Origin of the sequence: Actinomadura viridis, from assembly GCF_015751755.1 — a bacterium.
Taxonomy (GTDB): domain Bacteria; phylum Actinomycetota; class Actinomycetes; order Streptosporangiales; family Streptosporangiaceae; genus Spirillospora; species Spirillospora viridis.
On sequence record NZ_JADOUA010000001.1, the window covers coordinates 1565594 to 1591836 of the forward strand.

The following is a 26243-nucleotide window of genomic DNA, read 5'->3' on the forward strand; positions in this document are numbered from 1 at the left end:
GGTCCCCGGGGTCGGGCTCGTGGTGATCGGTGACGGATCGATCAGCGGTGATCGATCAGCAGTAGTCGAAGCTGCCGCAGCTCACCTCGCCACTGTGGTCGTGGTAGCAGCAGGTGCGGCAGAACTTGCCCTGGCAGCAGTACTCCGTCCAGCACGCGGCGGATGCCTTCGCCGAGGGGACCAGCCGGGTGAGCAGTTTGTCACCGAGTTTGGTGAACGTGCGAGTCATTCCTGTCTCCTTCCGAGTGCCTGATGGGGCCTGTGGCGCGAATATCGCCCGGCCCGACTGCGGCGAGGTTGTGCCGTGGTTGCGGCAGGAAAGAGGGCACGAAGGGCGGCGGCCGGTCCTGGTCGAGCTGGACGCGCGCGTACAGGCGCACCAGGTCGTCGACGTGGTAGCGGAGGGGACGCTCGCCCGGCTGGCCGCACGGTGAGCTAAGGAGCCCCGCGTCCACCAGCATGTCCAGGTAGTGCTCGGTCTGCCGGACGGCGAGGGGCGGCGCCCCCGCCTTCGCCAGCGGTTCCATGGCGGTGAACTCGGGCCCGGCCAGCCGGCCGAGCATCCGGAACGCCTGCCGGCCGGCGGGGCTGAGCCGCTGGTAGGCGCTGGCGAGGCTGGCCTGGACCGACAGGTCCGCGGCGGCCAGCTCGTCCAGCCGCCGGTGCTCGGGCCGCAGGGCGTCGGCGAGCCTGCGCAGGCTCCAGTGCTCGCGCACGGCCAGCCGGGCCCCGACGATCCGCACCGCCAGCGGCAGGTGCCCGCACAGCCGGACGATCTCGGCCGCCGCGGCCGGCTCGGCGGCCACCCGGTCGGCCCCGGCGATCCGGGCCAGCAGCAGGCGGGCCGTGGGGGAGTCGAACGGGGCCAGCCGCATCCGCTGGGCGCTCAGCCCGCCCAGCACCCCGCGGCTCGTCACCAGGACACCGCAGTTGAGGGCGCCGGGGAGCAGCGGCCGGAGCTGCCGCTCGTCGGCGGCGTCGTCCAGGACCATCAGCACCCGCCGGTCCGCCAGGACGCTGCGCAGCAGGGCCGCGCGGGCCTCGGTGGACGCCGGCAGCGCGTGCGGGGCGGTGCCGAGGGCCATCAGGAACCCCGCCAGCACCTCGGCCGGACCGGCGGGCCGGCAGTGGGAGCCGCGCAGGTCGGCGTAGAGGCGGCCGTGCGGATAGCGGTCCCGCAGGTCATGGGCGGCGTGGACGGCCAGCGCCGTCTTGCCGACACCCGGGGGCCCGGCCAGGGTGACGATCGCCGTCGCCGTCGCCGGCAGGGGCCGCTCGGCGAGCGCCCGCCGGATCAGCTCGCACTCGTTCTCGCGGCCGGTGAAGTCGACCAGGTCCGGCGGGAGCTGGCAGGGCACGGGGGCCGGTGGGGCGGGCGCGGAGGGCCAGATCATCACCGGCGGCCGCTCGCGCTCGCGGGCCGGTTCCGGCCGCGTCACCGGCGCCGCCGGGCCGAGCAGCTCGGCCACGACCGCCGCGCCGTCGCCGCCCTGCAGCACCGCCTCGTGCGCCTGCCGTAGGAGCGTTCCAGGTTCGACGCCGAGCTCGTCGCGCAGGGTCGTCCTGACCCGGCGGTAGGTCTCCAGCGCCTCGGCCTGGCGTCCCAGCCGGTACAGCGCCAGCATGAGGGCGGCGTGCAGCCGTTCCCGGTACGGATGCACGGCGGCCTGCTCCCGCAGCTCGGCGATCAGCTCGCCGTGCCGTCCCAGGGTGAGGTGGACGCCGGCCAGCTCCTCGTGGACCGACAGCCGTTCCTCCTCCAGCCGGCGCGCCTCGTCGGCGACGTGCCGCACCTCGGTGATGTCGGTGTACGCGGCGCCGCGCCACAGCGCCAGCGCCTCGCCCAGCTGCAGGCTCGCGCCCTCCAGGTCGCCGCGGCGGCGGGCGCTCCGCCCGTGGGCGACGAGCCTGGCGAACTGGAGGGCGTCCACCTCGTGGGGGCCGACGACGAGGGCGTAGCCCCCGGCGCCGTGCGAGATGCGCGCGTCCTCGCCGATCTTCTGCCGCAGCCGCCGCACGTACACCTGCAGCGTCTTGCGGGAGCTGGGCGGGGGCTCGTCCCCCCACAGGGCGTCGACCAGGACGTGGACCGGGACCGGCCGGCCGGGGCGGGACACCAGCGAGGCGAGCAGGCGCAGCAGCATCGTCGCCTGGAGCGGCACGGGAACGCCGTCCACGCACACGTCCACCGGCCCCAGTACGCGGAACTTGAGCAACGTGACTCCACTCCGGACGGCCCGGTCGGGCCCGAGACACGAGTTCAATGCCGGTCAGTGGCCATATTTCGGCCGTTTGCCGGTCGGTCGTCGCAGCGCTACCTGATAGAAGGAATCACAGGCCATTAGTCAGGTCAAGGGGAGATCATGACCATGCCTCGAAAATCCCCTGCTGTTTCGGACATCCCCCGATGCCTACAAGGAACATAGGATTGGCATGATTCGAACGTCCAGGGGAATGGGAGTGACGCACCGGAACGGCGCCGTCACAAATGATCCGTATTCGGGGGTGGCGGGGAAAGGGGCCGGGCGGCCCGCGTGAAAGCGACGGCCTAGGTCAGCGGCACCAGGGCCTCGACGCCGGGCGGCAGCGTGCCGGCGTCCGACGCCTCGCGGATGAACGACTCCAGCACGCTCTGGAAAGCGCGGGCGGCATGGGTGGGCGTCACGTCCTTGCGGTGCGCCATCGCGATGGTGCGCAGCAGCCCGGGGGCCGGCTCGCCGCGCTGCGGTCTCCCGCCCGGTGTCCCGGCCGGCGCCTCGCCCGCCGGCCCGGCCGGGCCGGCGCCGCCCTGCCGGGCGCCCATGGCCAGCGGGGTGCCGCGCAGCCCCGGCCGTCCGGCCAGCACCATGCTGGGGACGACGGCGATGCCCAGCCCCACCTCGACGAAGCGCAGCACGGCGTCCATCTCGCCGCCCTCCACCGCGAACCGGGGCTCGAAGCCCGCCTGCCGGCAGGCCCCGATGGTGGCCTCGCGCAGGTCGTACCCGGACCGGAACATCACCAGCGGGCGGTCCCGCAGGTCCTCGATCCGCAGGTAGGAACGGCGCGGCAGCGGCATGCCGCCGGGAGCGGGCGTTCCCGGCGCCCCGGGGGCCGGGGCGGGCGAGGCCACCACCAGGTTCTCGCGCAGGATCGCCGTGGTCTCCAGCGGGGCGTCGCCCGACAGCGGCAGGATCACCAGGGCCAGGTCGAGGGACCCCCGGGTGAGCTCCCGCACCAGGTCGCGCGAACCGCCCTCCTCCACCAGCAGCTGGATGCCGGGGTAGGTGTCGTGGAAGCGCCGCAGCACGTCGGCCAGCAGCCCCGCGCACAGCGACGGCGTGGCCCCCAGCCGCACCCGCCCGCGCCGCAGCCCGGCCAGCTCCTGGACCTCCAGCCGGGCGGTGTCGACGTCGGCCAGGATGCGCTTGGCCAGCGGGAGCAGCGACTCCCCGGCCGGGGTCAGGGTGATGTTGCCGCGCGCCCGGCTGAACAGCGACGCGCCCAGCTCCGCCTCCAGCGCGCGGATCTGCTTGGACAGGGACGGCTGAGCCACCCGCAGCGCCTCGGCCGCATGGGTGAAATGCCTGATCTCTGCGACGGCGACGAAGTAGGCGAGCTGCTGCAACTGCACGTTCCGTAGGGTACGGCCCTGGTCATCCGGCACTTCATGCCGGGATGCCACCTGCGGAAAGCGGGCGGGGGCGCCCCGCCGGCGTCGAACGCGGCGGGACGCCCCCGGACGGCGGCGTTCGCGGTGCCCGCTCCTCGCGGTGCTCCGCTCCTGGCGATGCCTACTTCTTGCGGCCCCCGGCGGTGGCCTTGAGGTAGTCGTGGTTGAGCCGGCCGATCACGTCGAGCGGGATGCCCTTGGGGCAGGCGACGGTGCACTCGCCGGTGTTGGTGCAGCCGCCGAAGCCCTCCTCGTCGTGGGTCTCGAGCATGCCGACCACCCGGTCCCAGCGCTCCGGCTGGCCCTGCGGCATCAGCCCGAGGTGGGTGACCTTCGCGCCGAGGAACAGCGCGGCCGACCCGTTCGGGCAGGCGGCCACGCAGGCGCCGCAGCCGATGCACTCGGCGGCCTCGAAGGCGCGGTCGGCGTCCGGCTTGGGGACGGGCACCGAGTGCGCCTCGGGGGCGGTGCCGGTCGGGGCCGAGATGTACCCGCCGGCGGTGATGATCCGGTCGAACGCCGACCGGTCCACCACCAGGTCCTTGACCACCGGGAACGCCTTGGCCCGCCACGGCTCGACGTCGATGACCTCGCCGTCGCGGAACTTGCGCATGTGCAGCTGGCAGGTGGTGGTCGCCCGCTCGGGGCCGTGCGGGGTGCCGTTGATGACCAGCGAGCACATGCCGCAGATGCCCTCGCGGCAGTCGTGGTCGAAGGCGACCGGCTCCTCGCCCTCGGCGATCAGCTTCTCGTTGAGGACGTCCAGCATCTCCAGGAACGAGGCGTCGGGGGAGATGTCGTCGAGCGCGTACTCGACCATCGCGCCCTTGTCCCCGGGGCCCTTCTGGCGCCAGACGCGCAGTGTCAGCTTCATTACTTGTACGACCTCTGGCTCGGCTTGACGTACTCGAACTCCAGGGCCTCCTTGTGGAGGACGGGCTGCGCGCCCTCACCGGCCCACTCCCACGCGGCCACGTACGCGAAGTGCTCGTCGTCGCGCTTGGCCTCGCCGTCCTCGTCCTGGCTCTCGGCCCGGAAGTGGCCGCCGCAGGACTCGGTGCGGTGCAGCGCGTCGATGACCATCAGCTCGGCCAGCTCCAGGAAGTCGGCCACCCGGCCGGCCTTCTCCAGCTGCTGGTTGAGCTCCTCGCCCCGGCCGGTGACCTTGACCCGCGTCCAGAACTCCGCGCGCAGCGCCGGGATCAGCTCCAGCGCCTTGCGCAGGCCCTCCTCGCTGCGCTCCATCCCGCAGTACTCCCACATGATGTGGCCGAGCTCGCGGTGGAAGGAGTCCACCGAACGGTCGCCGTCGATGGACAGCAGCCGCTCGATCCGGTCCCTGACCCGGGTCTCGGCCTCCAGCACCGCGTCCTCGCCCACCGGGCCGAGGTCGTTGCGGGCGATGTAGTCGCCGATGGTGTTGGGCAGCACGAAGTAGCCGTCGGCCAGGCCCTGCATCAGCGCGGACGCGCCGAGTCGGTTGGCGCCGTGGTCGGAGAAGTTGGCCTCGCCGATCACGAACAGGCCCGGGACGTTGGACTGCAGGTCGTAGTCCACCCACAGGCCGCCCATCGTGTAGTGCACGGCGGGGTAGATGCGCATCGGCGTCTCGTAGGGGTTCTCCCCGGTGATCCGCTCGTACATCTCGAAGAGGTTGCCGTACTTGGCCTCGACGGTCTTGCGGCCCAGCCGCTCGATCGCGTCGGCGAAGTCCAGGTAGACGCCCAGCCCGCCGGGGCCGACGCCGCGTCCCTCGTCGCAGACGTTCTTGGCGGCGCGGGAGGCGATGTCCCGCGGGACCAGGTTGCCGAACGAGGGGTAGATGCGCTCCAGGTAGTAGTCGCGCTCGTCCTCGGGGATGTCGTACGGCCTGCGCGTGTCGCCGGTCTTCTTCGGCACCCACACGCGGCCGTCGTTGCGCAGCGACTCCGACATCAGCGTCAGCTTGGACTGGTGGTCGCCGCTGACCGGGATGCAGGTGGGGTGGATCTGGGTGTAGCAGGGGTTGGCGAAGTAGGCGCCGTGCCGGTGGGCGCGCCAGGAGGCGGTGACGTTGGACCCCATGGCGTTGGTGGACAGGAAGTACACGTTGCCGTAGCCGCCGCTGGCCAGCACCACCGCGTCCGCCGTGTGCCGCTTGACCTCACCGGTGATCAGGTCGCGGACGATCACGCCGCGGGCCCGGCCGTCCTCCATGATCAGGTCGAGCATCTCGTGCCGCGGGTACAGCTCCACGTTCCCGGCGTCCACCTGGCGCATCAGGGCCTGGTAGGCGCCCAGCAGCAGCTGCTGCCCGGTCTGGCCGCGGGCGTAGAAGGTGCGGGAGACCTGGGTGCCGCCGAACGACCGGTTGTCCAGCAGCCCGCCGTACTCGCGGGCGAACGGGACGCCCTGCGCGACGCACTGGTCGATGATCTGGGTGGAGATCTCGGCGAGCCGGTGCACGTTGGACTCGCGGGCCCGGAAGTCGCCGCCCTTGACCGTGTCGTAGAACAGCCGGTGCACGCTGTCGCCGTCGTTGCGGTAGTTCTTGGCGGCGTTGATCCCGCCCTGCGCGGCGATCGAGTGGGCGCGGCGCGGGCTGTCCTGGAAGCAGAACTGGACGACGTGGTAGCCGGCCTCGCCCAGGGTGGCGCCGGCCGAGCCGCCGGCCAGTCCGGTGCCGATGATGATGATCTTCTTCTTGCGCTTGTTGGCCGGGTTGACCAGCTTCGCCTCGAACTTGCGGGTGGTCCAGCGGTCCGCGATCGGCCCGGCGGGGGCCTTGCCGTCGGCGATCGGGTCGCCGGGCCGGTAGAAGCTCTCGGTCATGTTCAGCTCACCCATCCGAAGGTGACGGCGACGGGCACGGCCAGGAACCCGACGGTGATCAGGGCGCCGGTCGCGCCGGCCAGCCCGCGCAGCGCCCGCTCGTTGCGCGGGGTGCGCAGGCCGAGGGACTGGAACGCGCTCCAGATCCCGTGCCGCAGGTGCAGGCCGGCCAGCAGGACGGCCACGACGTAGAAGAGGGTCACGTACCAGCGCGAGGGGTCGAAGCCCTCGACGACCCGCTCGTACGGGGTGGCGTCCCGGCCGGCGGGGTTGACCAGCAGGAACGTCATGTCCAGCAGGTGCCAGATCACGAACAGCGCGATGATCACGCCGCCGTACCGCATCGTGCGGGTGGCGTAGCCCTGCGCGTGCGACTTCTTCTTCGCCTGGTACTTCACCGGGCGGGCCTGGGAGGCGCGGCGGGCCAGCGACACCGCCGACCACATGTGCAGCAGGATCGCCACGACCAGCACGATCTCGGTGACGGTCAGCACCGTGCGGTACGGCACCGCGGGCTCGCCGACCGTGCGCAGCCAGTGCGCGTAGTGGTCGAAGCTCTCGGCGCCGAAGAAGATCTTGAGGTTGCCGACCATGTGCCCGGCCAGGAACAGCACCAGCACGCCGCCGCTGACCGCCATGACCGCCTTCTTGCCGACGGTCGACCGGTAGATCGCAGGTATCGCTATAGCCACGTTCGCACGGTAGGTCCGCCCGCCTCCGGCGGGCCAAGTCATCGGCGCACTCGTTTCCATAGCCCGGGGCTATGGGCAAAGCGGTTCAGGCGTTCCGGACGCGCGCCGCGCCGTCCGGGGTGAGCGACCTCACAGGGAGATCAGGAACTTCACGCGCCCGTCCGGGAGAGCAGCAGTACGGCCAGGTCGTCGGTGAGCGCGTCACCGTTCAGGCGCTCCACCTCGCCGACGAGGCCGTCGATCAGCCCACGGCCCGCGGCCCCGCCGCGGCGCGCCGCGCGGGCCAGCTCCACCAGCCCCTCGGTGCCCAGCCGCGCCGAGCCGTCGCCGACCCGCCCCTCGATGAGCCCGTCGGTGTAGAGCATCAGGCTCCAGGACTCGCCGAGGTCGATCTCGGTGGTCGGCCACTCGGCCCCCGGCACCAGGCCCAGCGCGGGCCCGTGCGCGTACTCGGGCAGCGCGGTCACCTCGCCGCCGCCCGCGCCGTCCTCGCGGAACAGCAGCGGCGGCGGGTGGCCGGCCAGGTGCATCCGGGCGGTGCGCAGCGACGGCGCGATCGTCACCATGCACAGCGTGGTGAAGATCTCCTCGCTGCGCCGCTCGTGCCCCAGGACGGTGTCGAGGGTGCCGAGCAGCCGCTCGCCGGTGTGCCCGGCCAGCACGAGGGTGCGCCAGGCCATCCGCAGCTGGACGCCGAGCGCGGCCTCGTCGGGCCCGTGCCCGCACACGTCCCCGATCATCAGGTGGACGGTGCCGCCCTCGGTCTGCACGGTGTCGTAGAAGTCGCCGCCCAGCAGCGCCCGGCGGCGTCCCGGCCGGTAGCGGGTGTGGTGCCGCAGCGCCGGCTCGTCGATCAGCGGGACGGGCAGCAGGCCGCGCTCCAGCCGCGCGTTCTCCCGGCCCAGGATCCGCGCCTCCACCAGCCGCCGCTCGGTCTCCTCGGCCCGCTTGCGCTCGATCGAGTAACGGATCGCCCGGGCCAGCAGCGGGCCGTCCACCTGCTGCTTGACCAGGTAGTCCTCGGCGCCCGCCGCGACCGCCCGCACGCCCAGGTCGGCGTCGTCGAAGCCGGTGAGGACGACGACGGCGGCGTTCTGGGACATCGACAGGACCTCGCGCAGCTCCTCCATCTGGTCGTGGTCGTCGGGGGCGGACAGGTCGACGATGATGCACTGGGTGCGGCGGGACAGCCGGCGCCGGGCCGCCCGGAGGTCCTCGGCGACCGTCATCTGGATCTCCATGCCGCTCTCGGCGAGCATCTCCTCGACCAGGAAGACGTCGGAGGGATCGTCGTCGATCAGCAGCAGCTCGATCCGGTCCCCGGTCCCCAGGGAGGCGGCATGTGACTGGTGGCTGATGGTGCTCACAGGGCTTCCGGAGTGTCGGGCGGGCGGCACTGGCAGCGGGCCGGATCTCCACCGGTCCCGGCGGCGGGCACGCCGATCGCCGGAGGTCGACACCGGACCGCGCCGGGGCAGCGGCGTCTGCCTAGCCGCCTGGATCCCGGCTCACGGAGCGGAGAAGCATCGCTCCGGTACCCTCGGACCCTATCGTCTCCGGTCGCCGTCGCGCACCTCCCCTTCGGCGGCGGACCGCCCGTAATGCCCGCCGGGGCACCACCGGAAGCGGTACGGGAAAACCTGTCGAACTTCCGCGGACGGGCTGCCTATCGTTCGGTCCGTGAAGTCGTTACCGGTCGAAGATCCTGGGACTCCGGACCATCGATCACCGGCGCGCTACCTCTTCTGGCTGGCCCGTACGCAGGCGCGCACCCTGGCCGGCGGCGCGGTCCTCGGCGTGGTCTGGATGCTCAGCCAGGCGCTGATGCCCGCCGTCATCGGCCGTGCCATCGACGACGGCGTGGCGGCCCGGGACGGCCGGGCGCTGCTGCTGTGGGCGGGGGCGTTGCTGGTGCTGGGCGTCGTGCAGGCCGCCAGCGGGATCGCCCGGCACCGGTTCGCGGTGACGAACTGGCTGGCCGCCGCGTACCGGACCGTCCAGGTGGTGACGCGGCAGGCGACCCGGCTGGGCGCCACCCTGCCCCGCAGGCTCAGCGCCGGCGAGGTCGTCAGCGTGGGCGTCGCGGACGTCTCCCACCTCGGCGGGGCGATGGACATCGTGGGCCGCGGCTCGGGTGCGGTGGTGGCCATCGTGGCGGTCGCCGCGATCCTCCTCGCCGCCTCGCCGCCGCTGGGACTGATCGTGCTGGTCGGGGTGCCGGTGATCCTGGTGCTGGCGGCGCCGCTGCTGAAGCCGTTCCGCGAACGGGAGGAGGGCCACCGCGAGCTGGTCGGCGAGCTCACCACCCACGCCACCGACCTGGTGGCCGGCCTGCGGGTGCTGCGCGGCATCGGCGGCGAACGGCTGTTCTTCGAGCGGTACCGGGACGAGTCGCAGCGCGTCCGGGAGGCGGGCGTGCGGGTGGCGCGCGCCGAGTCGAGGCTGAGCGGCGCGGAGGTCCTCCTGCCCGGCCTCCTGGTCGCCCTGGTCACCTGGGTCGGCGCCCGCTTCGCCGCGCAGGGGACGATCAGCGCGGGCCAGCTGGTGGCCTTCTACGGCTACGCGGTCTTCCTCATCCACCCGCTGAAGACCGTGGGCGAGGCCGCCGGCAAGATCACCAAGGCGTACGTGGCCGCCGGGCGGGTGGTCGCGGTGCTGCGGCTGCGGCCCGAGGTGGCCCTGGAGGGCACGTCCCGTCCCGCCGGGGGCGGCGAGCTGGTGGACGCGGCCTCCGGCGTGGTCGTCCGGCCCGGCCGGCTCACCGCGATCGCGGCGGCGGACCCCCGCGACGCCCAGGCGATCGCCGACCGGCTCGGCCGGTACGCCGACGGGGAGGTGACCTACGGCGGCACGCCGCTGCGCGACATCGCCGGCGTACGGGAGCTGATCCTGGTGGCCGTCAACGAGGACCGGCTGTTCTCCGGGCCCCTCGCCGAGAGCCTCGCTCCGCCGCGGGCCGAGGAAGGCGCGCCGGGGCAGGCGCCGGAGGAGTCGCTGGAGCGGGTGCTCGACCGGGCCCTGGAGACGGCCGCCGCCGAGGACATCGTGGCCGCGGCCGGCCGGGACGCCCACGTCGCCGAGGCGGGACGGGAGTTCTCCGGCGGTCAGCAGCAGCGGCTGCGGCTGGCGCGGGCGCTGGCCGCCGACCCCGAGGTGCTGGTGCTGGTGGAGCCGACCAGCGCGGTCGACGCCCACACCGAGGCGCGGATCGCCGGCCGGCTCGGCGAGGGGCGCCGGGGCCGCACCACGGTCGTGTGCACCACCAGCCCGCTGATGCTGGACCGGGCCGATCACGTGGTGTACGTCGAGAACGGCGCGGTGGCCGCCCAGGGCCGTCACCGGGACCTGCTGGCGTCCGAGCCCCGCTACGCCGCCGCCGTCACCCGCGGCGAGGCGTCCGACCCCGCACCCGGTCGCGCGGAGGACAGCGCGCCCGACCGCGCACAGGACCGCGCGCAGGACCGCGCGCAGGAGACCAGAGGGGACGCCGAGCCCGCCGCCCACCCCTGACCCGTGACCCGTGACCCGCCGGGGTCACGCGGTATCCGAGCGACCGAGTGACGAGCGAGAGGACGGGCCCGGTCATGAGTGCCGAGATCCTGCCGGTGGCGACCCCGCGGCGGGTACGGGCGTACGCGCGCCGGCTGCTGCTGCGGCACCCGCGCGCGCTGCTCGCCGCGCTGGCGCTGCACGGGCTGGCGGCCGTCGCCGGGCTGGTCACCCCCAGGCTGCTCGGCGACCTGGTGGAGGGCGTGAGCCGCGGTGAGGCGGGCATCGACACCGCGGGCGCGGCCATCGCGGCGTTCGTGATCGCCCAGGGCGTCCTGGTCCGGTACGCCTACCTCGCCTCGGCGCGGCTGGGGGAACGGGTGCTCGCCGAGCTGCGCGAGGGGTTCGTGAACCGGGTGCTGGCCCTGCCGCTGAGCACGGTGGAACGGGCCGGTACGGGCGACCTGGTGAGCCGTTCGTCCCGCGACGTGGACACCCTGGCCACCAGCGTCCGGTACGCGGCGCCCGAGGTGCTGGTGGGCCTGGTCGCCGTCGTCCTGACCGCCGGGGCGCTGCTGCTGAACGGTCCGCTGGTGGCGCTGCCCTCCCTGGTCTCCGTGCCGCTGGTGTGGGGCGTGATGAAGTGGTACCTGCCCCGCGCCCACGCCGGTTACCTGCGCGAGGACGCCTCCTGGGCGGTCCTGACCGACGGCCTGGCCGAGACGGTGCAGGGCGCCCGGACGGTCGAGGCGTTGCGGCTGGCCGAACGCCGGCACCGGCGCACCGACGCCGACATCGCCGCGTCCTACGCCGTCGAGCGTTACACGCTGCGGCTGCGCACGGTGATGTCCCCGGTGGTCGAGCTGAGCTACGTGCTGCCGGTGGCCTCGACCCTTGTGGTGGGCGGGTTCCTCTACATGCACGACCTGGCCTCGCTGGCGCAGGTGACGGCGGCCACGCTGTACACGCAGCAGCTCATGGGGCCGCTGGACATGCTGCTGGCCTGGCTGGACGAACTGCAGCTCGGCGGTGCGTCGCTGGCGCGCCTGCTGGGCGTCGGCGACGCGGGCCCGGACGACCCGGACGGCACCGGCCCGGACGGCAAGCGCCCGGAGAACGCGGGTCCGGGGAACGCGGGTCCGGACGGCGCGCCGCCCGCCGTGCCCGCCGTGCCCGCGGCGCGCGGGCGGCAGCGGCTGGCCGCACGCGACGTCCGCTACGCCTACCGGCCCGGCCGGGACGTGCTGCACGGCGTGGACCTGGAGCTGCGCCCCGGCGAGCGGCTGGCCGTCGTGGGCCCGAGCGGCGCCGGCAAGTCCACGCTGGGGCGCCTTCTGGCCGGGATCGACGGCCCGCGTACCGGCGCGGTCACCGTCGGCCCCGCCGACCCCCAGGAGACGCCCGGGGCCGCGGGGTCCGGGGCGGTGCCGCTCGCGGGCCTCCCGCTGGACGAGCTGCGCGGTCACGTCGCCCTGCTCACCCAGGAGCAGCACGTCTTCCGCGCCACCGTCCGGGAGAACCTGGTGATGGCGCGCCCGGACGCGACCGACGCGGACGTCGAGGCGGCGCTGCGGGCGGTCGACTGGGACGGCCCGGGGCCGGACGCGCGCGTCGGCTCCGGCGGCGAGACGCTCACGCCCGCGCAGGCCCAGCAGCTCGCGCTGGCCCGCCTCATCCTGGCCGACCCGCACACCCTCGTCCTGGACGAGGCGACCTCGCTGCTGGACCCGCGCGCCGCGCGCCGCCTGGAACGCTCGCTCGCGGCCGTGCTCGACGGCCGCACGGTGGTCGCGATCGCGCACCGGCTGCACACCGCGCACGACGCCGACCGGGTCGCGGTGGTCGAGGGCGGCCGGATCACCGAGCTGGGCACCCACGAGCAGCTGATCGCGGCGAACGGGTCGTACGCCGCGCTCTGGTGGTCCTGGCACGGCGGGGAGCCGGCCGGCCCCGGACCCGCCGGCGCCGGCCCGGCGGGCTCCGCACCCGCCGGCCCCGGCCCGGCCGGTCCAACCGCGGCCGGCCCCGCCGGCGCGCCGTCTAACGGCCGGTGAGCGCGTTCTTGAGGAACGCCACCTGGAAGTGGAGGAGGTTCTCCGCGACGACCTCCTGCGGGGTCATGTGGGTGACCCCGGAGAGGGGGAGGACGGTGTGGTGGCGGCCCGCGGCCAGCAGCGCCGACGACAGGCGCAGCGTGTGGGCCGCCACCACGTTGTCGTCGGCCAGGCCGTGGATCAGCAGCAGGGGCCGCTCGAGCCTGCCCGCGTCCTCGATGAGCGAGTTGGCGGTGTAGTTCTCCGGCTCCTCGGTCGGGTGGCCCAGGTAGCGCTCGGTGTAGTGGGTGTCGTACAGCCGCCAGTCGGTGACCGGAGCCCCCGCGACGCCCGCGTGGAACACGTCCGGGCGGCGCAGCACCGCCAGCGCCGCCAGCCAGCCGCCGAACGACCAGCCGCGGATGCCCACCCGGCCCAGGTCGAGCGCCCCCGGGTGCCGCCGCGCGGCCTCCTCCAGCGCGGCGACCTGGTCCTCCAGCACGGGGCCCGTGAAGTCGCCGCGCACCGCGCGCTCCCAGGCCGGGCCGCGCGAGGGCGTCCCGCGGCCGTCGGCGACGACCACGGCGAAGCCCTGGTCGGCCAGCCACTGGGCCTCGTTGTAGGCGCGGCGCACGGCCAGCACCCGCTGGGCGTGCGGGCCGCCGTAGGGGTCCATCAGCACCGGCAGCGGGCCGTCGCCCGGCTCCCAGCCGGTGGGCAGGACCACCGCGGTGCGGATCTCCCGCTCCCCGGCGCGCAGCAGCTCGACCCGCGGCGTGAGGTCCGGGGTCTCGGCACGGGAGGCGATCTCCCGGACGCCGGACGGGCCGCGCACCTCAACGGTGACGCCCTGCCGGTCGAGCAGCGAGCCCGTCAGCACGGTGACCTCGCCGCTCCGCGTCCCGCCGAACACGCCCCGCCCCTCGGTCAGCCGGGTGGTGCCGCCGTCGCCGTCGTACGACCAGACGTGCAGCTCGGTGGGCTCCTCCGTGCCGGTGAACAGGATCCGGTCGCCCTCCACGCCGAGCACCGAGCGCACCTGCAGGCCGCCGGGCGTGACCGGGGTCCCCGCGACGGTGATCCGCCGGGTGTCGGTCTCCGCGTCCTCCACGACCCACACCAGGTCGCCGCCGCCGGTCCGCGCGGGCACGCCGTGGACGATCTCCGTCCAGACCGGGTCGTGCCCGGTGTGCAGCAGGGTGGTCTCGCCGTTGGACGGGTCCACGCCGAGCACCCGCTGGGTCCGCTGGTCCCGCGACTGCACCACCACCAGCAGGCCGTTCCGGTCCCAGGAGGCCGTCACCACGTACGGGAACTCCCCGCGGTCCCAGGCCACCGCGACCCGGCCGCCGCCGTCCGCCTTCACCAGGACCAGCGACACGATGGCGTTGGGGGTGCCGGCGGCCGGGTAGGCGATCTCGTTCGCGGGCCGCTCCGGGTTGGCGGGGTCGGCGATCGTCCACCGCGTCACCGGGGTCTCGTCCACCCGGGCCACCAGGAGGGTGCCGCCGTCGGGCGCCCACCAGTGGCCGCGCATCCGGCCCATCTCCTCGGCCGCGATGAACTCCGCCAGCCCGTACGACACCTGGTCGCTCTCGGGCTGCACCAGGGCCTGCCCCGCGTCCCCGTCCCCCTCGTCCCCGGGGTCGCCGGCGTCTCCCGCGCCTTCTCCACCCCCCTGCGCGTGCAGGGGGAGGACGTGGACGGTGCGGCCGGAGACGTAGGCCACCTGCCGTCCCGCCGGGTCGAGGCGCGGGTCGAACACCGGGGTACGGGCGGGGAGGGCGCGCACCGCCGCGGTCCGCAGGTCCGCCAGGAACAGCTGCCCGCCCAGCGTGAACACCGCCTGCCGCACCTCGCGGTCCACCGCGTAGCCGACGATGCCGCCCGCCTGCTCCCGGGCCCGCTCGCGGCGGGCCCGCTCCTCGGCGGGCAGGTCCGCCTCGCCCGGCACGTTGAGGGCGGCCGGGTCGGCGACCAGGCGCTCCTCGCCGGTCGCGACGTCCAGCGTCCACAGGCAGGTGACCGGGTCGTCGCCCGCCTTCGTCCGCAGGAAGGCCACGTACGTCCCGTCCGGCGCGATCTGGAAGGCGCGCGGTACGCCGAGGGTGAACCGCCGGGTGCGGGCGCTCTGCCGCGGATAGCTGATGCTCATGGCATCCGAGTCTGCCAGCACGGCCCCGGTGGCACGTGGGCGCGGGCGGCCCGGAGCGGCCGTTCGGCCCGCCGGTGACGGCCCCGCGCTGTAGGGTGCCCGATCGGGAACCACCGGAGATCAGCGGCGCCCTCGCGTAAGCTCAAACTTCTCCCCTGTTCAAGTCAAGCACTGTCCTCGCGGGTACGAAGGAGTGGTCCATGCCGGAGCTGCAGCCGGGAGATCCCCGGCGGCTGGGTTCGTACGAACTGCTCGAACGGCTTGGCGAAGGCGGGCAGGGCGTGGTCTACCTGGGCGTGGACGCCTCGGGCGGCCAGGCCGCGATCAAGCTGCTGCGCGCCGACCTGGCGGCCGACGCCTCCGCCCGCAACCGCTTCGTCCGCGAGGCCCAGGCGGCCAAGCAGGTCGCCCGCTTCTGCACCGCGCAGGTGCTGGAGGCCGACGTCGCCGGCGACCAGCCCTATATCGCCAGCGAGTACGTGCCGGGCAAGTCCCTGCACCGGCAGGTCGTGGAGGACGGCCCGATCCCCGGGGCTGCGCTGGAGCGGCTGGCGATCGGCACCCTGACCGCGCTGGTGGCCATCCACCAGGCCGGGATCGTGCACCGCGACTTCAAGCCGCACAACGTGATCATGGCGCCGGACGGGCCGCGCGTGATCGACTTCGGCATCGCGCGGGCGCTGGACACCGGGCAGACGGCCGCCACCAAGGCGATCGGCACCCCCTCGTACATGGCGCCCGAGCAGGTGGCCGGCGCCACCCTCACCGAGGCCGTGGACGTCTGGGCCTGGGCCACCACGATGGTGTTCGCCGCGACCGGCCGCCCGCCGTTCGGCGACGACACCGTGGTCGCGGTGATCAACCGGGTGATGCACGAGCCGCCGTCCCTGGAGGGGCTGCCCCCCGACCTGCACCGCCTGATCGCGGCCTCCCTGGCCAAGGAGCCCGAGCGGCGGCCCACCGCCCAGCAGCTGATGATGACGCTGATCGGGGCGGGCCCGGCGGCGCAGACCCGGATGGACGACCCCGCCGAGGCCACCACGCTGCTGGCGGAGGGACGGCACCGGGCCGCCGGCGGGCCGGTGCCCGGCGCCACCCAGCCGGTCGGGCACACCCGGGCGATGCCGCCGGCCGCCGCCCCGCCGATCCCGCCCGCCTACCACGGCGACCACCGCGGAGACCCCCGCGGCACCGGCGGCTACCGGGACTGGGAGCCCGAGCGGAAGTCGCGCGGCCCCGTCCTGGCCGTGATCGGCGCCATCGCCGCGCTGTTCCTGGTGGGGGCGCTGGTGTTCGCGGCCATGGGCGACGACTCCTCGCCCGGCGACACCACGCCCACCCCGTCGGACACGACGTCGGAGACGCCGTCCGACGAGCCCAGCGAGCCCGACGACGACCCCGCCCCCACGCCGACCCGCACCCGGACGGTGCCGGACACGCCCACGACCCGGCCCACGGTCCCGACCCAGCCGACCACCCCGACGGACGAGCCCAGCACCCCGACCACGCCCACGGACCCCACACCGCCCGACACCGGTGACCCCGATGACGGCGAGACGCCGCCCGGCGGAGACGACGGCGGCGGCGCCGGTGGAGGCGGCGGTGGTGGCGGTGGCGGCGGCACCGGCGGCGGCGCGTAGGGCCTGCGGCACGGGAGGCCGGTCTCCCAAGCAGGTGCTCGCTCTGAGTAGGCTCAGAGCATGAAGGAGCCGCGGATCCTGTTCGTCCATGCCCACCCGGACGACGAGTCCATCGGGACCGGGGCCACCATGGCCAAGTACGCGGCCGAGGGCGCCCACGTCTGCCTCGTCACCTGCACCCTGGGCGAGGAGGGCGAGGTCATCCCCGATGAGCTGCGCCATCTGGCCTCCGACAAGGAGGACCGGCTGGGCGAGTACCGCATCGGCGAGCTGGCCGAGGCGTGCGCGGCCCTGGGCGTGTCCGACCACCGCTACCTGGGCGGGCCGGGCCGCTGGCGCGACTCGGGGATGATGGGCGCCGCGACCAACGACGATCCGCGCTCCTTCTGGCGGGCCGACGTGGACGAGGCCGCCGGGGAGCTGGTGAAGGTCGTCCGCGAGGTGCGCCCGCACGTGATCGTCACCTACGACGACCGCGGCAACTACGGCCATCCGGACCACATCCAGGCGCACCGGGTCGCCTGGCGCGCCTTCGAGCTGGCCGCCGACCCCGCGCACGAGGACGGTGGCGAGCCGTGGAGGGCCGCCAAGTTCTACGCCTACGCCACGCCCCGTACGGTCCTGGCCCGCGCCATCGCGGTGATGCGCGAGGCCAGGCTGCCGTTCGGCCGGGTGGCGAGCCTGGACGAGCTGGGCTCGGGCGTGCCCGACGACCAGGTGACCACGGTGGTGGACGCCCGCGCCCACCTGCCGGCCAAGCTGGCCGCGCTGCGCGCCCACGCCACCCAGATCGTGGTCGCCCCCGAGGAGGTGGGGCCGTTCTTCGCCCTCTCCAACAACCTGGGGCAGCAGGCGTTCGGCACCGAGTACTTCATCCTCCTGGCGGGCGAGCGCGGCCCCGCTCCGGCCGGAGGCCGGGAGACCGATCTGTTCGCCGAACCGGTGCGGCCCCGCCCATGACCGGGTCGCTACGGTGGCGGGCGTGAACGGCGACGACGACCTGCCCGGTCCGGCGGCGCACCAGGGCCCGGCCGGGAACGGCGGCGCGGGCGCGGGAGACGGGGCGGGCGAGGCCCCGAACGAGGCGCTGGAGGCGTTCGTCTCCGGGGCGGCCTACGCGGCGCTGGGCGTCCTCGGCGCGGTCATCGGCCTGATCGGCTCGTTCGCCCAGGAATGGACGGCCGGCCCGGTGCCGGTCGCCGGGCTGGTGCTGATCGCGGTCAACTTCGGGACGGCCCTGGCGGCCGGCCGGGCGATGGGCGGCCGGCTGGCCGCGGCGATCCCGACGCTGGTGTGGGCCGCGGTCGCGTTCGCGATGTCGGTCCGGCGGCCGGAGGGCGACCTGGTCGTGCCCGGCACCCTGACCGGCTACCTGTTCATCATCGGCGGCCTGGTGGCCGGGGTGGCCGCGGTGTCGCTCGTCCCGTCCCGCAGGCCGCCGGGGGAGTGGCTCACCGGGCGCGCCTCCGCCCGCGAGTAGGGCCGCCCGGCGGGCCGGCGGGTCAGCCCTTGAGCGCGATCTCCAGCTGGTCCAGCCCCCAGTCCAGGTCGTCCCGGCTGATCGTCAGGGGCGGCGCCAGGCGCAGCGTGGTGTCGTGGGTCTCCTTGGCCAGCACGCCCAGCTCCATGAGCCGCTCGCTCACCGGGCGCGCCGCGCCGTACAGCTCCAGCCCGGCCCACAGGCCCCGGCCGCGCACCTCGCGGACGACGTCGGTGGGCAGGGCTCCCAGGCGCCGGTGCAGGTGCTCGCCGAGCGTACGGGACCGTTCCTGGAACTCGCCCGTGCGCAGCATCGCCACGACCTCGCGCCCGATCGCGCAGGCCAGCGGGTTGCCGCCGAACGTCGAGCCGTGCTGCCCCGGCTTGAAGACCCCCAGGACGTCGCGGTCGGCGACCACGGCGGACACCGGCATGATGCCGCCGCCCAGCGCCTTGCCCAGCAGGTAGACGTCGGGGACGACGTTCTCGTGCTCCACCGCGAACGTGGTGCCGGTGCGGCCCAGGCCGGACTGGATCTCGTCGGCGATCATGAGCGCGCCGCGCGCCGTGCACAGCTCGCGGACCGCGGTCAGGAAGCCGCTGGGCGGCACGTTCACCCCGGCCTCGCCCTGGATCGGCTCGATCAGCACCGCGGCCGTGGCGTCGTCCATGGCCGCCCGCAGCGCCTCCACGTCGCCGTACGGAACGGTCCGGAACCCGGGGGTGTACGGGCCGTAGGAGTCCTTGGCGCCGGCGTCGGTGGAGAAGCTGACGATGGTGGTCGTCCGGCCGTGGAAGTTGCCCTCGAAGGCGATGATGTTCGCCTGGCCGTCCGGTACGCCCCTGACCTCGTAGGCCCACTTGCGGGCGGTCTTCAGCGCGGTCTCGACCGCCTCGGCGCCGCTGTTCATCGGCAGCACCATGTCCTTGCCGCACAGGTCCGCCAGCTCGGTGACGAACGGCCCGAACACGTCGTGGTCGAAGGCCCGGCTGACCAGGGTGACCCGGTCGAGCTGGCGCCGCGCCGCCGCGGTCAGCCGCGGGTTGCGGTGCCCGAAGTTGACGGCCGAGTAGGCGGCCAGCATGTCCAGGTAGCGCCGGCCCTCGACGTCGGTGACCCAGGACCCCTCCGCCTCGGCGATCACGACCGGCAGCGGGTGGTAGTTGTGCGCGCTGTGCTCGTCGGACATGGCCCGCAGCTGATCGGTCCGGCTCACGACGCTCCTTCCAGAGATCACTGGGCCGCGGTGCGCACCGGGGACGGTGGCCGGCGGTTCGACAATCAGCGTATGTTCGAGATCGACGGGCGACCAACGCTCAAAGTGGTCTCGAAGGTGGTGTTTCGTTGCGTCTCGACGATCTGGACCGTCGAATCGTTGCGCAGCTCCTGGAGCACGGCCGGGCGTCGTACGCGCAGGTCGGCGATCGGGTCGGGCTGTCGGCCCCGGCCGTGAAGCGGCGCGTGGACCGGCTGCGCGCCGACGGCGTCATCACCGGCTTCGCCGCGGTGGTGGACCCGGCCGCCCTGGGGTGGACGACCGAGGCGTTCATCGAGATCTTCTGCACCGGGGCGACCTCACCCGAGGAGATCTACTCCAGCATCCGCAAGCATCCCGAGGTGGTCGCCGCCTACACGATCAGCGGCGACGCCAGCGCCCTGGTGCACGTCCGCGTCCGCGACATCCAGCATCTGGAGCAGGCGCTGGAACGGCTGCGGCGGGAGGACAACATCACCGCGACCAAGACGGCGATCGTGCTGTCCCGCCTGATCGGCCGCCCCACCGACGCCCCCTCCCCGTGACCCCGGCCGGGCTCAGATCAGGAACACCAGCAGCAGGACCAGGACGAGCACCCCGAACGCGCCGCCGCCGATGCCGAGCGCGATGACCAGGTCGTGGCGGTAGCTGTCCATCACGGGCCGCACCTCGGGGCCCGCCGGGGCCGCCAGGGGCGGCCGGTCCGGCGGCGGCGCGGGGACGGTGAAGTTCGGGACGATCCGGGGCGCACCCGCGGGCATCCCGTCCGGCCTGGTGGGCTTCGCCGGCCGCGCCGCCTCCGGCGCGGCCCCGGCGCGGCGCGGCGCGGGGTCGGGGTCGGCGCGGTAGGCGCTCAGAAGCCCGGCGAGCCCCTGAGGCGGCCATCCCTCCCAGGGCGGGTCCTCCTCCAGAGCCGCGACGAGCGCGGCGGGCTCGGGGCGCCGGTCCGGGTCCTCCGCCAGGCAGCGCCCGAGCGGCCCGCGCAGCTCGTCCGGGCACCCGCTCAGGTCCGGCTCCGCGCCCGCGTCGCGTCCCGTCGCCGCGAACAGCGCCACCCGGCCGAGCGCGTACACGTCCCCGGCCGGGCCGCCCGCGTCCCCGGCAGGGCCGTCCGGTGACACGGAGACGGCCAGCCGCGGGCCGTCCTCGGCGAGCAGCACGGCGGACGGGGTGAGGGCGCCGTGGGCGGCGCCGGTGTCGTGCACGGCCTGGAGCGCCCGGGTGACCGCGCCGAGCAGCACCCGCACGGCCGGGACCGGCAGCGGGCCGAGCTCGTCCACCGCCCGCGCCAGGGACGGGCCCGGCACGTACTCCGTCGCCACCCAGGGCAGCGCGCCCTCGGCGTGCCCGTCGACCACGGCCGCCAGGAACGGCCCCCGTAGCCGCCGGCCCGCCGCGATCTCCCGCCTGAGGCGGAGCCGGAACGCGTCGTCCTCCGGTGCGGGCCGGACGACCCTGACGGCCAGCCGGCGCCCGCTCTGCGTGGTGGCCAGGTACGCCGGCGCAGGCCCGTCCGTACCGAGCCTGGCCAGCACCCGGTACCCGCCGATCAGCGGGGGATCGCCGGGCTCGAGGGGCTCGAACGCGGGGCCGTGCCGGCCGGGGGGAGCCATGGTGACCTCCTGGGTTCAGGCAAAGTTCTACCGAAGATCAGCACCCGCTGTCAGGCGTGCGGCCTCCTCCGGCCCCGGCCCGCCGATTACCGCCGGGTAGGCCCGCTAGTAGGCTCCCCGCATGGACTTCGCGACCGCCGATCTGATCGACGACTTCGGGGCCGAACTGCGCAGCTGCGAGACGCAGTTCCGGCAGTACGGAGCGCGTACCCGGTTCGCGGGCCCGGTCGTGACCGTGCGCTGCCTCCGCGACAACGGCCTGGTGAAGAGGCTGCTCAACACCGCCGGCGACGGCCGCGTGCTGGTGGTGGACGGCGGGGGCTCGCTGGCCTCGGCCCTGATGGGCGATCTCATCGCCGGAGCCGCGGCCGGCAACGGCTGGGCCGGGGTGGTGATCAACGGCGCCGTCCGGGACGTCGCCGCGCTCCGCGACCTCGACCTCGGCATCAAGGCCCTGGGCTCCAATCCCCGCAAGAGCGCCAAGGACGCGGCCGGGGAGGTCGACGTCCCGGTGACCTTCGGGGGCGTGGAGTTCCGCCCCGGCGACCACCTCTACAGCGACGAGGACGGCATCGTCCTCGCCTCCCGCCCTCTCCTGTGACCCGAGCGCCTCAGTTCTTGTAGAGGAAGTCGAGCCGCTCGATGAGGAACTCGCCGTAACCGAAGTGCCTCCCGGCCTTCCGCACGGCGTCCTGGAGGTCGGCGTCCATCTCCGAGTCGTGGTTGACGGCGAAGCGTACGAAGAAGCGCAGGGCGAGTTCGGGCCGTCCGCTCTCGGCGAGTTCGACGAGGATGGAGCGGAGTTCGTCCTCGTCGACCGGGTCGCCGAAGAAGTTCCTGCGTACGGTCAGGCGGCGCGCGATCGCGACGACTTCGGCGATCACCTCCGGCCGGTGGTCGAGGGCATCGGCGGTGTCCACGGTCAGCCCGCCCGCCGCCACGACCGGTTCCATGACCTCGATGATCCGCCGGAACCAGGTACGGCCGTCGATGCCCTCCGTGGAAGTGCCGTGATGACCGCTGGTCGCCGACCTCCACAAGGTTTCGAGCCGTTCGGCGCTGAGGGGGGAGTCCGCGAGCAGCCGCGCGTCGTGGACGTACTGCTGGAGGCTTGAGGGGTCCTCCTCCCGTGCGATCTCCTCGATGACGGCGGTCGCCGAGTCGTGGTACTTCCACCACAGCTGCACGAAACTCCCGCTCGCGACCGTGGTCAGGCCGAAGTCGTCATCCCTGTCATGCACGCCGCCCTCGGCCTCCTTCCGCCCGGTGAGCCGCCGCCCCTGTCACTCCGGGTACGCGGTATAGACATACCACCCTGGCTTGTGCCCCTTCGCACGCTTGAGAACGATCCTGTACCCGTTGCCCGCGGCCTTCTTCGTCCCGTCGGAGAGCATGACGTCGCCGAGCGACCCGTCGCCGAACCGCCCGCGCAGCTCGAAGGTGTCCTTGGCCTGGCCCTTGCCGACCTTGGCCAGCCAGTTCTGGATCTTCTGCTGGTTCGCCGGGTCGTCGAGGGCGTGATCGATCACTTCCTCGGCCTTCTGCCGGTTGGCCCAGCGGCTCGCCCTGTTGGACGGGTTGTTGGGGGCCTGGGCGTGCCGGAGCAGTTCGTCGTCGGTGGCGTTGACGTGGTCCTTGAGCGTGTGACCCTGCCTGAGCGGGTCGGCGGGACGGGGTGGCGGTTGCGGCTCCTCGTGCTTGTCCAGGTCGCGGCAGTTGTGGACGAGCAGGTTCAGGCTCCCCGCCGCGACGTAGTAGGTCTCCAGGTCGTCGACGGTGAGGTTGTAGACCTTCTGCGCGCGCTCGTACCTGCGTGACTTGAGCACCATCACGGTGCCGCCGCCGGGGGTGACCAGCGTGTCGCCGAACACCAGGCGGCCGCCGTCGATCCAGTCGTCCGTACCGGCGACCCAGAAGGGGTGGCCGGAGGTGGCGGTGAGGGTGGCGGTGGGGCCGCCCAGCCGGCCGTCGAGGTCGACGGTGAGGTCGACGAGGCGCTTGCGGCCCTCGCCGACGATGCGGTCCGTGACCGTCCGGACGCCGGCACGCCCCGTCTCCGGGTCGGCGGCGTGCACGCGGTCGCCGACCCGGACCTTCTCGATGGGTCTTCGACTCCCGTCGGCCATCAGGACCGGGGTGCCCGGCGGGAAGCTGTTGGGCTGCGGCTGCTTCTTCCTGCACGCCTCGATGGCGTCGTCCAGCCGCGACTTGGCCGCCTTGCGCGCCGCGCGGGCCTTGTCCAGCCGCCGCTTGAGGTCCAGGAACCGGTCGACGAGCTTGATCACCTTGGGGATCGCCTTGAGCAGCTTCCCGATCTTGCCCCAGGGGACCAGGCCGATCAGCGCCCACGCGCAGTCGCCGAAGTTGGGCTTCTTGACGCAGTTGATGATGTCGCCGGCGATGAAGTCGAGCCCGAGCGCCCCGATCTCCTTGAGCAGGTCGAAGTTCGCCCACTCGTTCTCCAGCGACTGGGCGTCCTGGTCGGCCTTGCCCGCGGCGGCCCTGGCCTCGCGCAGCTCCCGCTCCTCCGGGGTCTCCCCGACCGGGGATCCGGACACCTGCGGGGTGGCCGGGGCGGAACTCGGCCCGCCGGAGGGCGTGCCCCCGGAGGGGGTCGCCCCAGGCCTGCCGTCCTCGCAGTCGTTGTCGCGCGTGACCATGCACACGGCCGAACGGATGCTCGCGGTGACCTGTTCGGGGATCGCCACCACGGTGACGGCGCCGGCGACCGCGGCGATCAGCAGGATCACGCCGATGTACGACAGTGACCCTTCGCCGCGATCCCCCAACCGCCTCAGCATCTGAGCCCCCTGCTCATGCGTAAGCGGTAAGCCAACCAGGAGCCGTTCCCTGCGGCCAGGGCCCAGAGGCCCAACCGTGGCCCCAACGAGGCGAGCCGGTGTGCGGGGCGGCGGCGACCCGCCCTTCCATGCCTCGCCGGCGCGATGGCGGGAGGTGCCAGGGGTGTGCGACCACCATCGTCCAACTCGGCCCTTGCCGGGCGGAAGGGGGCGTCCTTACGGTCACGGCAACGACCGAACGGGTGAGACATGCGCGTCTACAAGACCCTCCTGCCGCCCCTGGTGGCGACGCTGACGCTGACGGCGGGGACGGCCGCGGCGCCGGCCGCCGCCCGGCAGCGGCCCCCGATCCCCGAGCCCACCGAGAACTCGTGGCAGATGCGGCACTGGCCGCAGACCCAGCCGTGGCAGCGCGCCCAGCGGGCGCGCACCTACGCGGCGGGTGCGCCCAAGCCGATCGACCCCCAGGACTACGAGTTGCCCGACACCATGACCTGGGACGACTACAAGCCGGTCCCGGGCACCTCGTGGGCCGACCCGTCCAGGAAGGGGTCCATCAAGAACTTCAAGGGCGCCGTGGTGCTGGTGGACTACCCCGACCAGCCGTTCGTGGTGACCCAGGCCGAGAACTCCACGCTCTTCGGCAACCCCAGCCAGGTGGGGAACGTGCCGCGCGACCAGGTCGCCCGGTTCTACCAGGACTTCCTCAACAAGCCCCAGGGGCTCAACAACGGGCACACGCTGCACGAGTACTGGATGGAGGACTCCGGCGGGCGGTACGGGGTCGACCTGACGGCGTTCGGCGCGTACCGGATGCCGGCCAAGGACCACGAGTACGGCGTGGACTCGATGCAGGGCGGCACCGGATGCCCGTCCGGCGACACCTGCAACCGCAACATCCGCACGGACGCGCGGGCCGCGTGGGTCGCCGACGTGGGGGAGGAGAAGGCCGGGGAGTTCGACTTCGTCTTCTACCTCTCGGCCGGGCAGGACGAATCGTCCACCTGGGAGGAGTTCGGGCGGATGAAGTTCGCCTCCAAGGAGGACGTGCCGCCCGAGTGGGGTCCGGGGGACTCCGGGCTGCCCAACTGGGTGAAGACCCGGTACGTGGACTGGACGTCCTGGGCGGCGGGCTCGACCATCTGGCCGAACGCCGTGACGGGCAGCTCCACCCAGGCCGAGAGCAGCGGCATGGGGGTCTTCGCGCACGAGTTCAGCCACATCTTGGGCATCGGCGACAACTACAACAACCCCTACGGCGTCCCGGCCCGCCGCGCGTACTCCGGGCCCTGGGAGATGCTGAGCCGCGGCAGCTTCAACGGGCCCGGCGGGCCGCACAGCCGGTGGATGATCCCGGCGACCGGAGGCGGCTCGATGGGCGCCCAGCACATGCTGCGCAACAAGCTCAAGCTGGGCATCGTGGACACCGAACGCGTCCTGCGGCTCGACCGGGACGCCCTGGCCGCGTCCGGCGCCGTCGTGGCCAGGGTGACGGCGCGCGCCGCCGACCCCGGTGAGGGCCTGGCGGGAATCAACCTGAAGCTGGGAACGGGCGGCGACAGGAGCCCGGCGTGCGACACCACGAAGGACGCCCTCTGTGACGGCGGCGGGTACGACAACTACACGCTGGAGGTCGTCGACCGGATGGGCTTCGACTCGTTCACCCCGGACTCGGGCGTGCTGCTGGCCAAGACCAAGGACCGGGACAGCGCCCCGTTCATCTGGGTGAAGGACGCCAACCCGCAGGACATCGACAAGGTGGACTTCGTCCTGCCGGACGGGACGCCGCAGAAGCTGACGATCGGCGACTACCGGCAGCTGTCGGACGCGCTGTTCCACGCGGGCAACGACTCGGGGAGCGAGTTCGAGTACGTCGACGAGGCCAACCGGCTGCACTTCTACGTGCTCGACCTCGAACGCGACCGTCAGGGCGTCCTCTCCTACACGGTCGCGATCCGCTCGCTGGACGGTGCGGGCCCGCAGCGGCGCGGCGTCCAGGTCGGCAACGGCCCGGCGCGGCGGGCCGGGTCGGGCTGGGTGAAGTGCACGGTGCCGCTGCGCAACTCCGGCCAGGGCGGCGGCGGGCACCACGCGTCCGACGTGTACCGGCTGACGGCGTCGGTGTCCGGTAAGGGCTGGACGACCTGGGTGCCGAACTCGCTGGCCACCGCCAGGGCGGGCGAGCGCACCTCGGTCGAGGTCTGGGCCAGGCCGGGGGCGGGCGCCGCCCGCGGGGCCGCCCTCCAGGTGAAGGCGGTCTCGGAGAGCGACCCGGGGAAGTCGGACACCGGGACGTGCCGCCTGGCCTGATCCGGCCGCACCCCTCGGCGGTGATCCGGGCCTGCCGTCCGGCCCTATCCGGTCTGTCCGACTGGACGGGCGGGTGGCCTGCCTCGGCCCGGATCGCGGCCCGTCCGGCCGCACGGCCCCCCGAGGGCGGGCGACCCCCGCACGCGATCACCGCGGCGGGGGTCGCCGGCCGACGCGGCACCTTACCCGCCGGTTTACCGTCGATATTGAACCGTTACCTATGCCATGGTGGAGAGAGGTGGCGGACGTGCCTCCGCCGCCGATCGCTGACCTTTGTTGATCTCCATTAGCGATGATGTCGCTGCATAGGGT

At 73.8% G+C, this 26243-nt stretch carries 20 protein-coding genes; 8 read left to right on the forward strand and 12 right to left on the reverse strand.

All coding sequences use genetic code 11. The features are described from left to right. Positions 1 to 55 precede the first annotated feature (55 nt). The 7 genes from IW256_RS06825 to IW256_RS06855 form a co-directional block, all read right to left on the reverse strand. Positions 56 to 229 carry a hypothetical protein gene (locus IW256_RS06825; RefSeq protein ID WP_197010147.1) on the reverse strand — a complete coding sequence of 58 codons (174 nt, stop codon included), beginning with the start codon at positions 227 to 229 and terminating at the stop codon, positions 56 to 58. Continuing rightward, positions 201 to 2216, reverse strand: a complete 2016-nt coding sequence (locus IW256_RS06830) for an AfsR/SARP family transcriptional regulator (RefSeq protein ID WP_197010148.1) — start codon at positions 2214 to 2216, stop codon at positions 201 to 203. Before IW256_RS06830 ends, IW256_RS06825 begins: the two co-directional genes overlap by 29 nt. Before the next feature lie 332 nt (positions 2217 to 2548). Then, positions 2549 to 3613 carry a LysR family transcriptional regulator gene (locus IW256_RS06835; RefSeq protein WP_197010149.1) on the reverse strand — a complete coding sequence of 355 codons (1065 nt, stop codon included), beginning with the start codon at positions 3611 to 3613 and terminating at the stop codon, positions 2549 to 2551. Positions 3614 to 3773: 160 nt separating this feature from the next. Next, positions 3774 to 4526 (reverse strand): succinate dehydrogenase/fumarate reductase iron-sulfur subunit, encoded by a 753-nt coding sequence (locus tag IW256_RS06840; RefSeq protein WP_197010150.1) that lies wholly within the window; start codon positions 4524 to 4526, stop codon positions 3774 to 3776. Further along, the gene (locus IW256_RS06845) at positions 4526 to 6463 is read right to left on the reverse strand and encodes a fumarate reductase/succinate dehydrogenase flavoprotein subunit (RefSeq protein WP_197010151.1); all 1938 of its coding nucleotides are present in this window, start codon (positions 6461 to 6463) and stop codon (positions 4526 to 4528) included. Before IW256_RS06845 ends, IW256_RS06840 begins: the two co-directional genes overlap by 1 nt. Before the next feature lie 2 nt (positions 6464 to 6465). After that, the gene (locus IW256_RS06850; protein ID WP_307828766.1) at positions 6466 to 7155 is read right to left on the reverse strand and encodes a succinate dehydrogenase cytochrome b subunit; all 690 of its coding nucleotides are present in this window, start codon (positions 7153 to 7155) and stop codon (positions 6466 to 6468) included. A gap of 149 nt (positions 7156 to 7304) precedes the next feature. Next, positions 7305 to 8522 carry a PP2C family protein-serine/threonine phosphatase gene (locus IW256_RS06855; protein ID WP_307828767.1) on the reverse strand — a complete coding sequence of 406 codons (1218 nt, stop codon included), beginning with the start codon at positions 8520 to 8522 and terminating at the stop codon, positions 7305 to 7307. A 313-nt stretch (positions 8523 to 8835) separates the two neighbouring features. On the opposite strand from IW256_RS06855, the gene IW256_RS06860 reads away from it, so the two are divergent. Further along, positions 8836 to 10665, forward strand: coding sequence for an ABC transporter transmembrane domain-containing protein (locus IW256_RS06860; RefSeq protein WP_197010153.1), 1830 nt, complete (start codon positions 8836 to 8838; stop codon positions 10663 to 10665). Positions 10666 to 10739: 74 nt separating this feature from the next. Further along, positions 10740 to 12698, forward strand: a complete 1959-nt coding sequence (locus tag IW256_RS06865) for an ABC transporter ATP-binding protein (protein ID WP_197010154.1) — start codon at positions 10740 to 10742, stop codon at positions 12696 to 12698. On the opposite strand, the gene IW256_RS06870 is transcribed toward IW256_RS06865, so the two are convergent. Then, complete coding sequence (locus IW256_RS06870) at positions 12685 to 14832, reverse strand: S9 family peptidase (protein ID WP_197010155.1); 2148 nt, start codon at positions 14830 to 14832, stop codon at positions 12685 to 12687. The two genes, IW256_RS06865 and IW256_RS06870, sit on opposite strands and share 14 nt — an antisense overlap. 200 nt (positions 14833 to 15032) lie before the next feature. Between IW256_RS06870 and IW256_RS06875 the strand changes: the two genes are divergently transcribed. From IW256_RS06875 to IW256_RS06885, 3 genes are read left to right on the forward strand one after another with little or no spacing between them, the layout of a single operon-like run. Beyond that, a complete protein-coding gene (locus IW256_RS06875) occupies positions 15033 to 16472 on the forward strand; it encodes a serine/threonine-protein kinase (protein WP_197010156.1) in 1440 nt (479 codons plus the stop codon). 60 nt (positions 16473 to 16532) lie between these two features. Further along, positions 16533 to 17432 carry an N-acetyl-1-D-myo-inositol-2-amino-2-deoxy-alpha-D-glucopyranoside deacetylase gene (mshB, locus tag IW256_RS06880; protein WP_197010157.1) on the forward strand — a complete coding sequence of 300 codons (900 nt, stop codon included), beginning with the start codon at positions 16533 to 16535 and terminating at the stop codon, positions 17430 to 17432. A gap of 22 nt (positions 17433 to 17454) precedes the next feature. Next, positions 17455 to 17952: a DUF6113 family protein gene (locus tag IW256_RS06885; RefSeq protein ID WP_197010158.1), complete on the forward strand. Its 498-nt coding sequence runs from the start codon at positions 17455 to 17457 to the stop codon at positions 17950 to 17952. 22 nt (positions 17953 to 17974) lie between these two features. Here IW256_RS06885 and rocD read toward each other — a convergent pair whose 3' ends face one another. After that, on the reverse strand, positions 17975 to 19141 hold the full coding sequence (gene rocD / locus IW256_RS06890) for an ornithine--oxo-acid transaminase (protein WP_197016140.1): 1167 nt from the start codon (positions 19139 to 19141) through the stop codon (positions 17975 to 17977). 155 nt (positions 19142 to 19296) lie between these two features. On the opposite strand from rocD, the gene IW256_RS06895 reads away from it, so the two are divergent. Next, positions 19297 to 19752, forward strand: coding sequence for an Lrp/AsnC family transcriptional regulator (locus IW256_RS06895; protein WP_197010159.1), 456 nt, complete (start codon positions 19297 to 19299; stop codon positions 19750 to 19752). Positions 19753 to 19764: 12 nt separating this feature from the next. On the opposite strand, the gene IW256_RS06900 is transcribed toward IW256_RS06895, so the two are convergent. After that, the gene (locus IW256_RS06900) at positions 19765 to 20820 is read right to left on the reverse strand and encodes a protein kinase family protein (protein WP_197010160.1); all 1056 of its coding nucleotides are present in this window, start codon (positions 20818 to 20820) and stop codon (positions 19765 to 19767) included. 121 nt (positions 20821 to 20941) lie between these two features. On the opposite strand from IW256_RS06900, the gene rraA reads away from it, so the two are divergent. Further along, entirely contained in the window at positions 20942 to 21421 is a 480-nt protein-coding gene (gene rraA / locus IW256_RS06905) for a ribonuclease E activity regulator RraA (RefSeq protein ID WP_197010161.1), read from the forward strand. A gap of 10 nt (positions 21422 to 21431) precedes the next feature. Here the strand turns inward: rraA and IW256_RS06910 are convergent, their stop codons facing one another. Then, the gene (locus tag IW256_RS06910; RefSeq protein ID WP_197010162.1) at positions 21432 to 22061 is read right to left on the reverse strand and encodes a hypothetical protein; all 630 of its coding nucleotides are present in this window, start codon (positions 22059 to 22061) and stop codon (positions 21432 to 21434) included. 42 nt (positions 22062 to 22103) lie between these two features. Then, on the reverse strand, positions 22104 to 23621 hold the full coding sequence (locus tag IW256_RS06915) for an RNase A-like domain-containing protein (RefSeq protein WP_197010163.1): 1518 nt from the start codon (positions 23619 to 23621) through the stop codon (positions 22104 to 22106). A 249-nt stretch (positions 23622 to 23870) separates the two neighbouring features. On the opposite strand from IW256_RS06915, the gene IW256_RS06920 reads away from it, so the two are divergent. Beyond that, positions 23871 to 25931 carry a M6 family metalloprotease domain-containing protein gene (locus IW256_RS06920; RefSeq protein ID WP_231403684.1) on the forward strand — a complete coding sequence of 687 codons (2061 nt, stop codon included), beginning with the start codon at positions 23871 to 23873 and terminating at the stop codon, positions 25929 to 25931. Positions 25932 to 26243: the final 312 nt, after the last annotated feature.

Excerpts from the sequence above, each read along its gene's own strand:
- IW256_RS06825 (WP_197010147.1), bottom strand. The coding sequence starts at position 229 with ATGACTCGCACGTTCACCAAACTCGGTGACAAACTGCTCACCCGGCTG.
- IW256_RS06840 (WP_197010150.1), bottom strand. The coding sequence starts at position 4,526 with ATGAAGCTGACACTGCGCGTCTGGCGCCAGAAGGGCCCCGGGGACAAG.
- IW256_RS06845 (WP_197010151.1), bottom strand. The coding sequence starts at position 6,463 with ATGACCGAGAGCTTCTACCGGCCCGGCGACCCGATCGCCGACGGCAAG.
- IW256_RS06865 (WP_197010154.1), top strand. The coding sequence starts at position 10,740 with ATGAGTGCCGAGATCCTGCCGGTGGCGACCCCGCGGCGGGTACGGGCG.
- IW256_RS06870 (WP_197010155.1), bottom strand. The coding sequence starts at position 14,832 with ATGAGCATCAGCTATCCGCGGCAGAGCGCCCGCACCCGGCGGTTCACC.
- IW256_RS06875 (WP_197010156.1), top strand. The coding sequence starts at position 15,033 with ATGCCGGAGCTGCAGCCGGGAGATCCCCGGCGGCTGGGTTCGTACGAA.
- mshB (WP_197010157.1), top strand. The coding sequence starts at position 16,533 with ATGAAGGAGCCGCGGATCCTGTTCGTCCATGCCCACCCGGACGACGAG.
- rocD (WP_197016140.1), bottom strand. The coding sequence starts at position 19,141 with ATGTCCGACGAGCACAGCGCGCACAACTACCACCCGCTGCCGGTCGTG.
- IW256_RS06900 (WP_197010160.1), bottom strand. The coding sequence starts at position 20,820 with ATGGCTCCCCCCGGCCGGCACGGCCCCGCGTTCGAGCCCCTCGAGCCC.
- rraA (WP_197010161.1), top strand. The coding sequence starts at position 20,942 with ATGGACTTCGCGACCGCCGATCTGATCGACGACTTCGGGGCCGAACTG.
- IW256_RS06915 (WP_197010163.1), bottom strand. The coding sequence starts at position 23,621 with ATGCTGAGGCGGTTGGGGGATCGCGGCGAAGGGTCACTGTCGTACATC.
- IW256_RS06920 (WP_231403684.1), top strand. The coding sequence starts at position 23,871 with ATGCGCGTCTACAAGACCCTCCTGCCGCCCCTGGTGGCGACGCTGACG.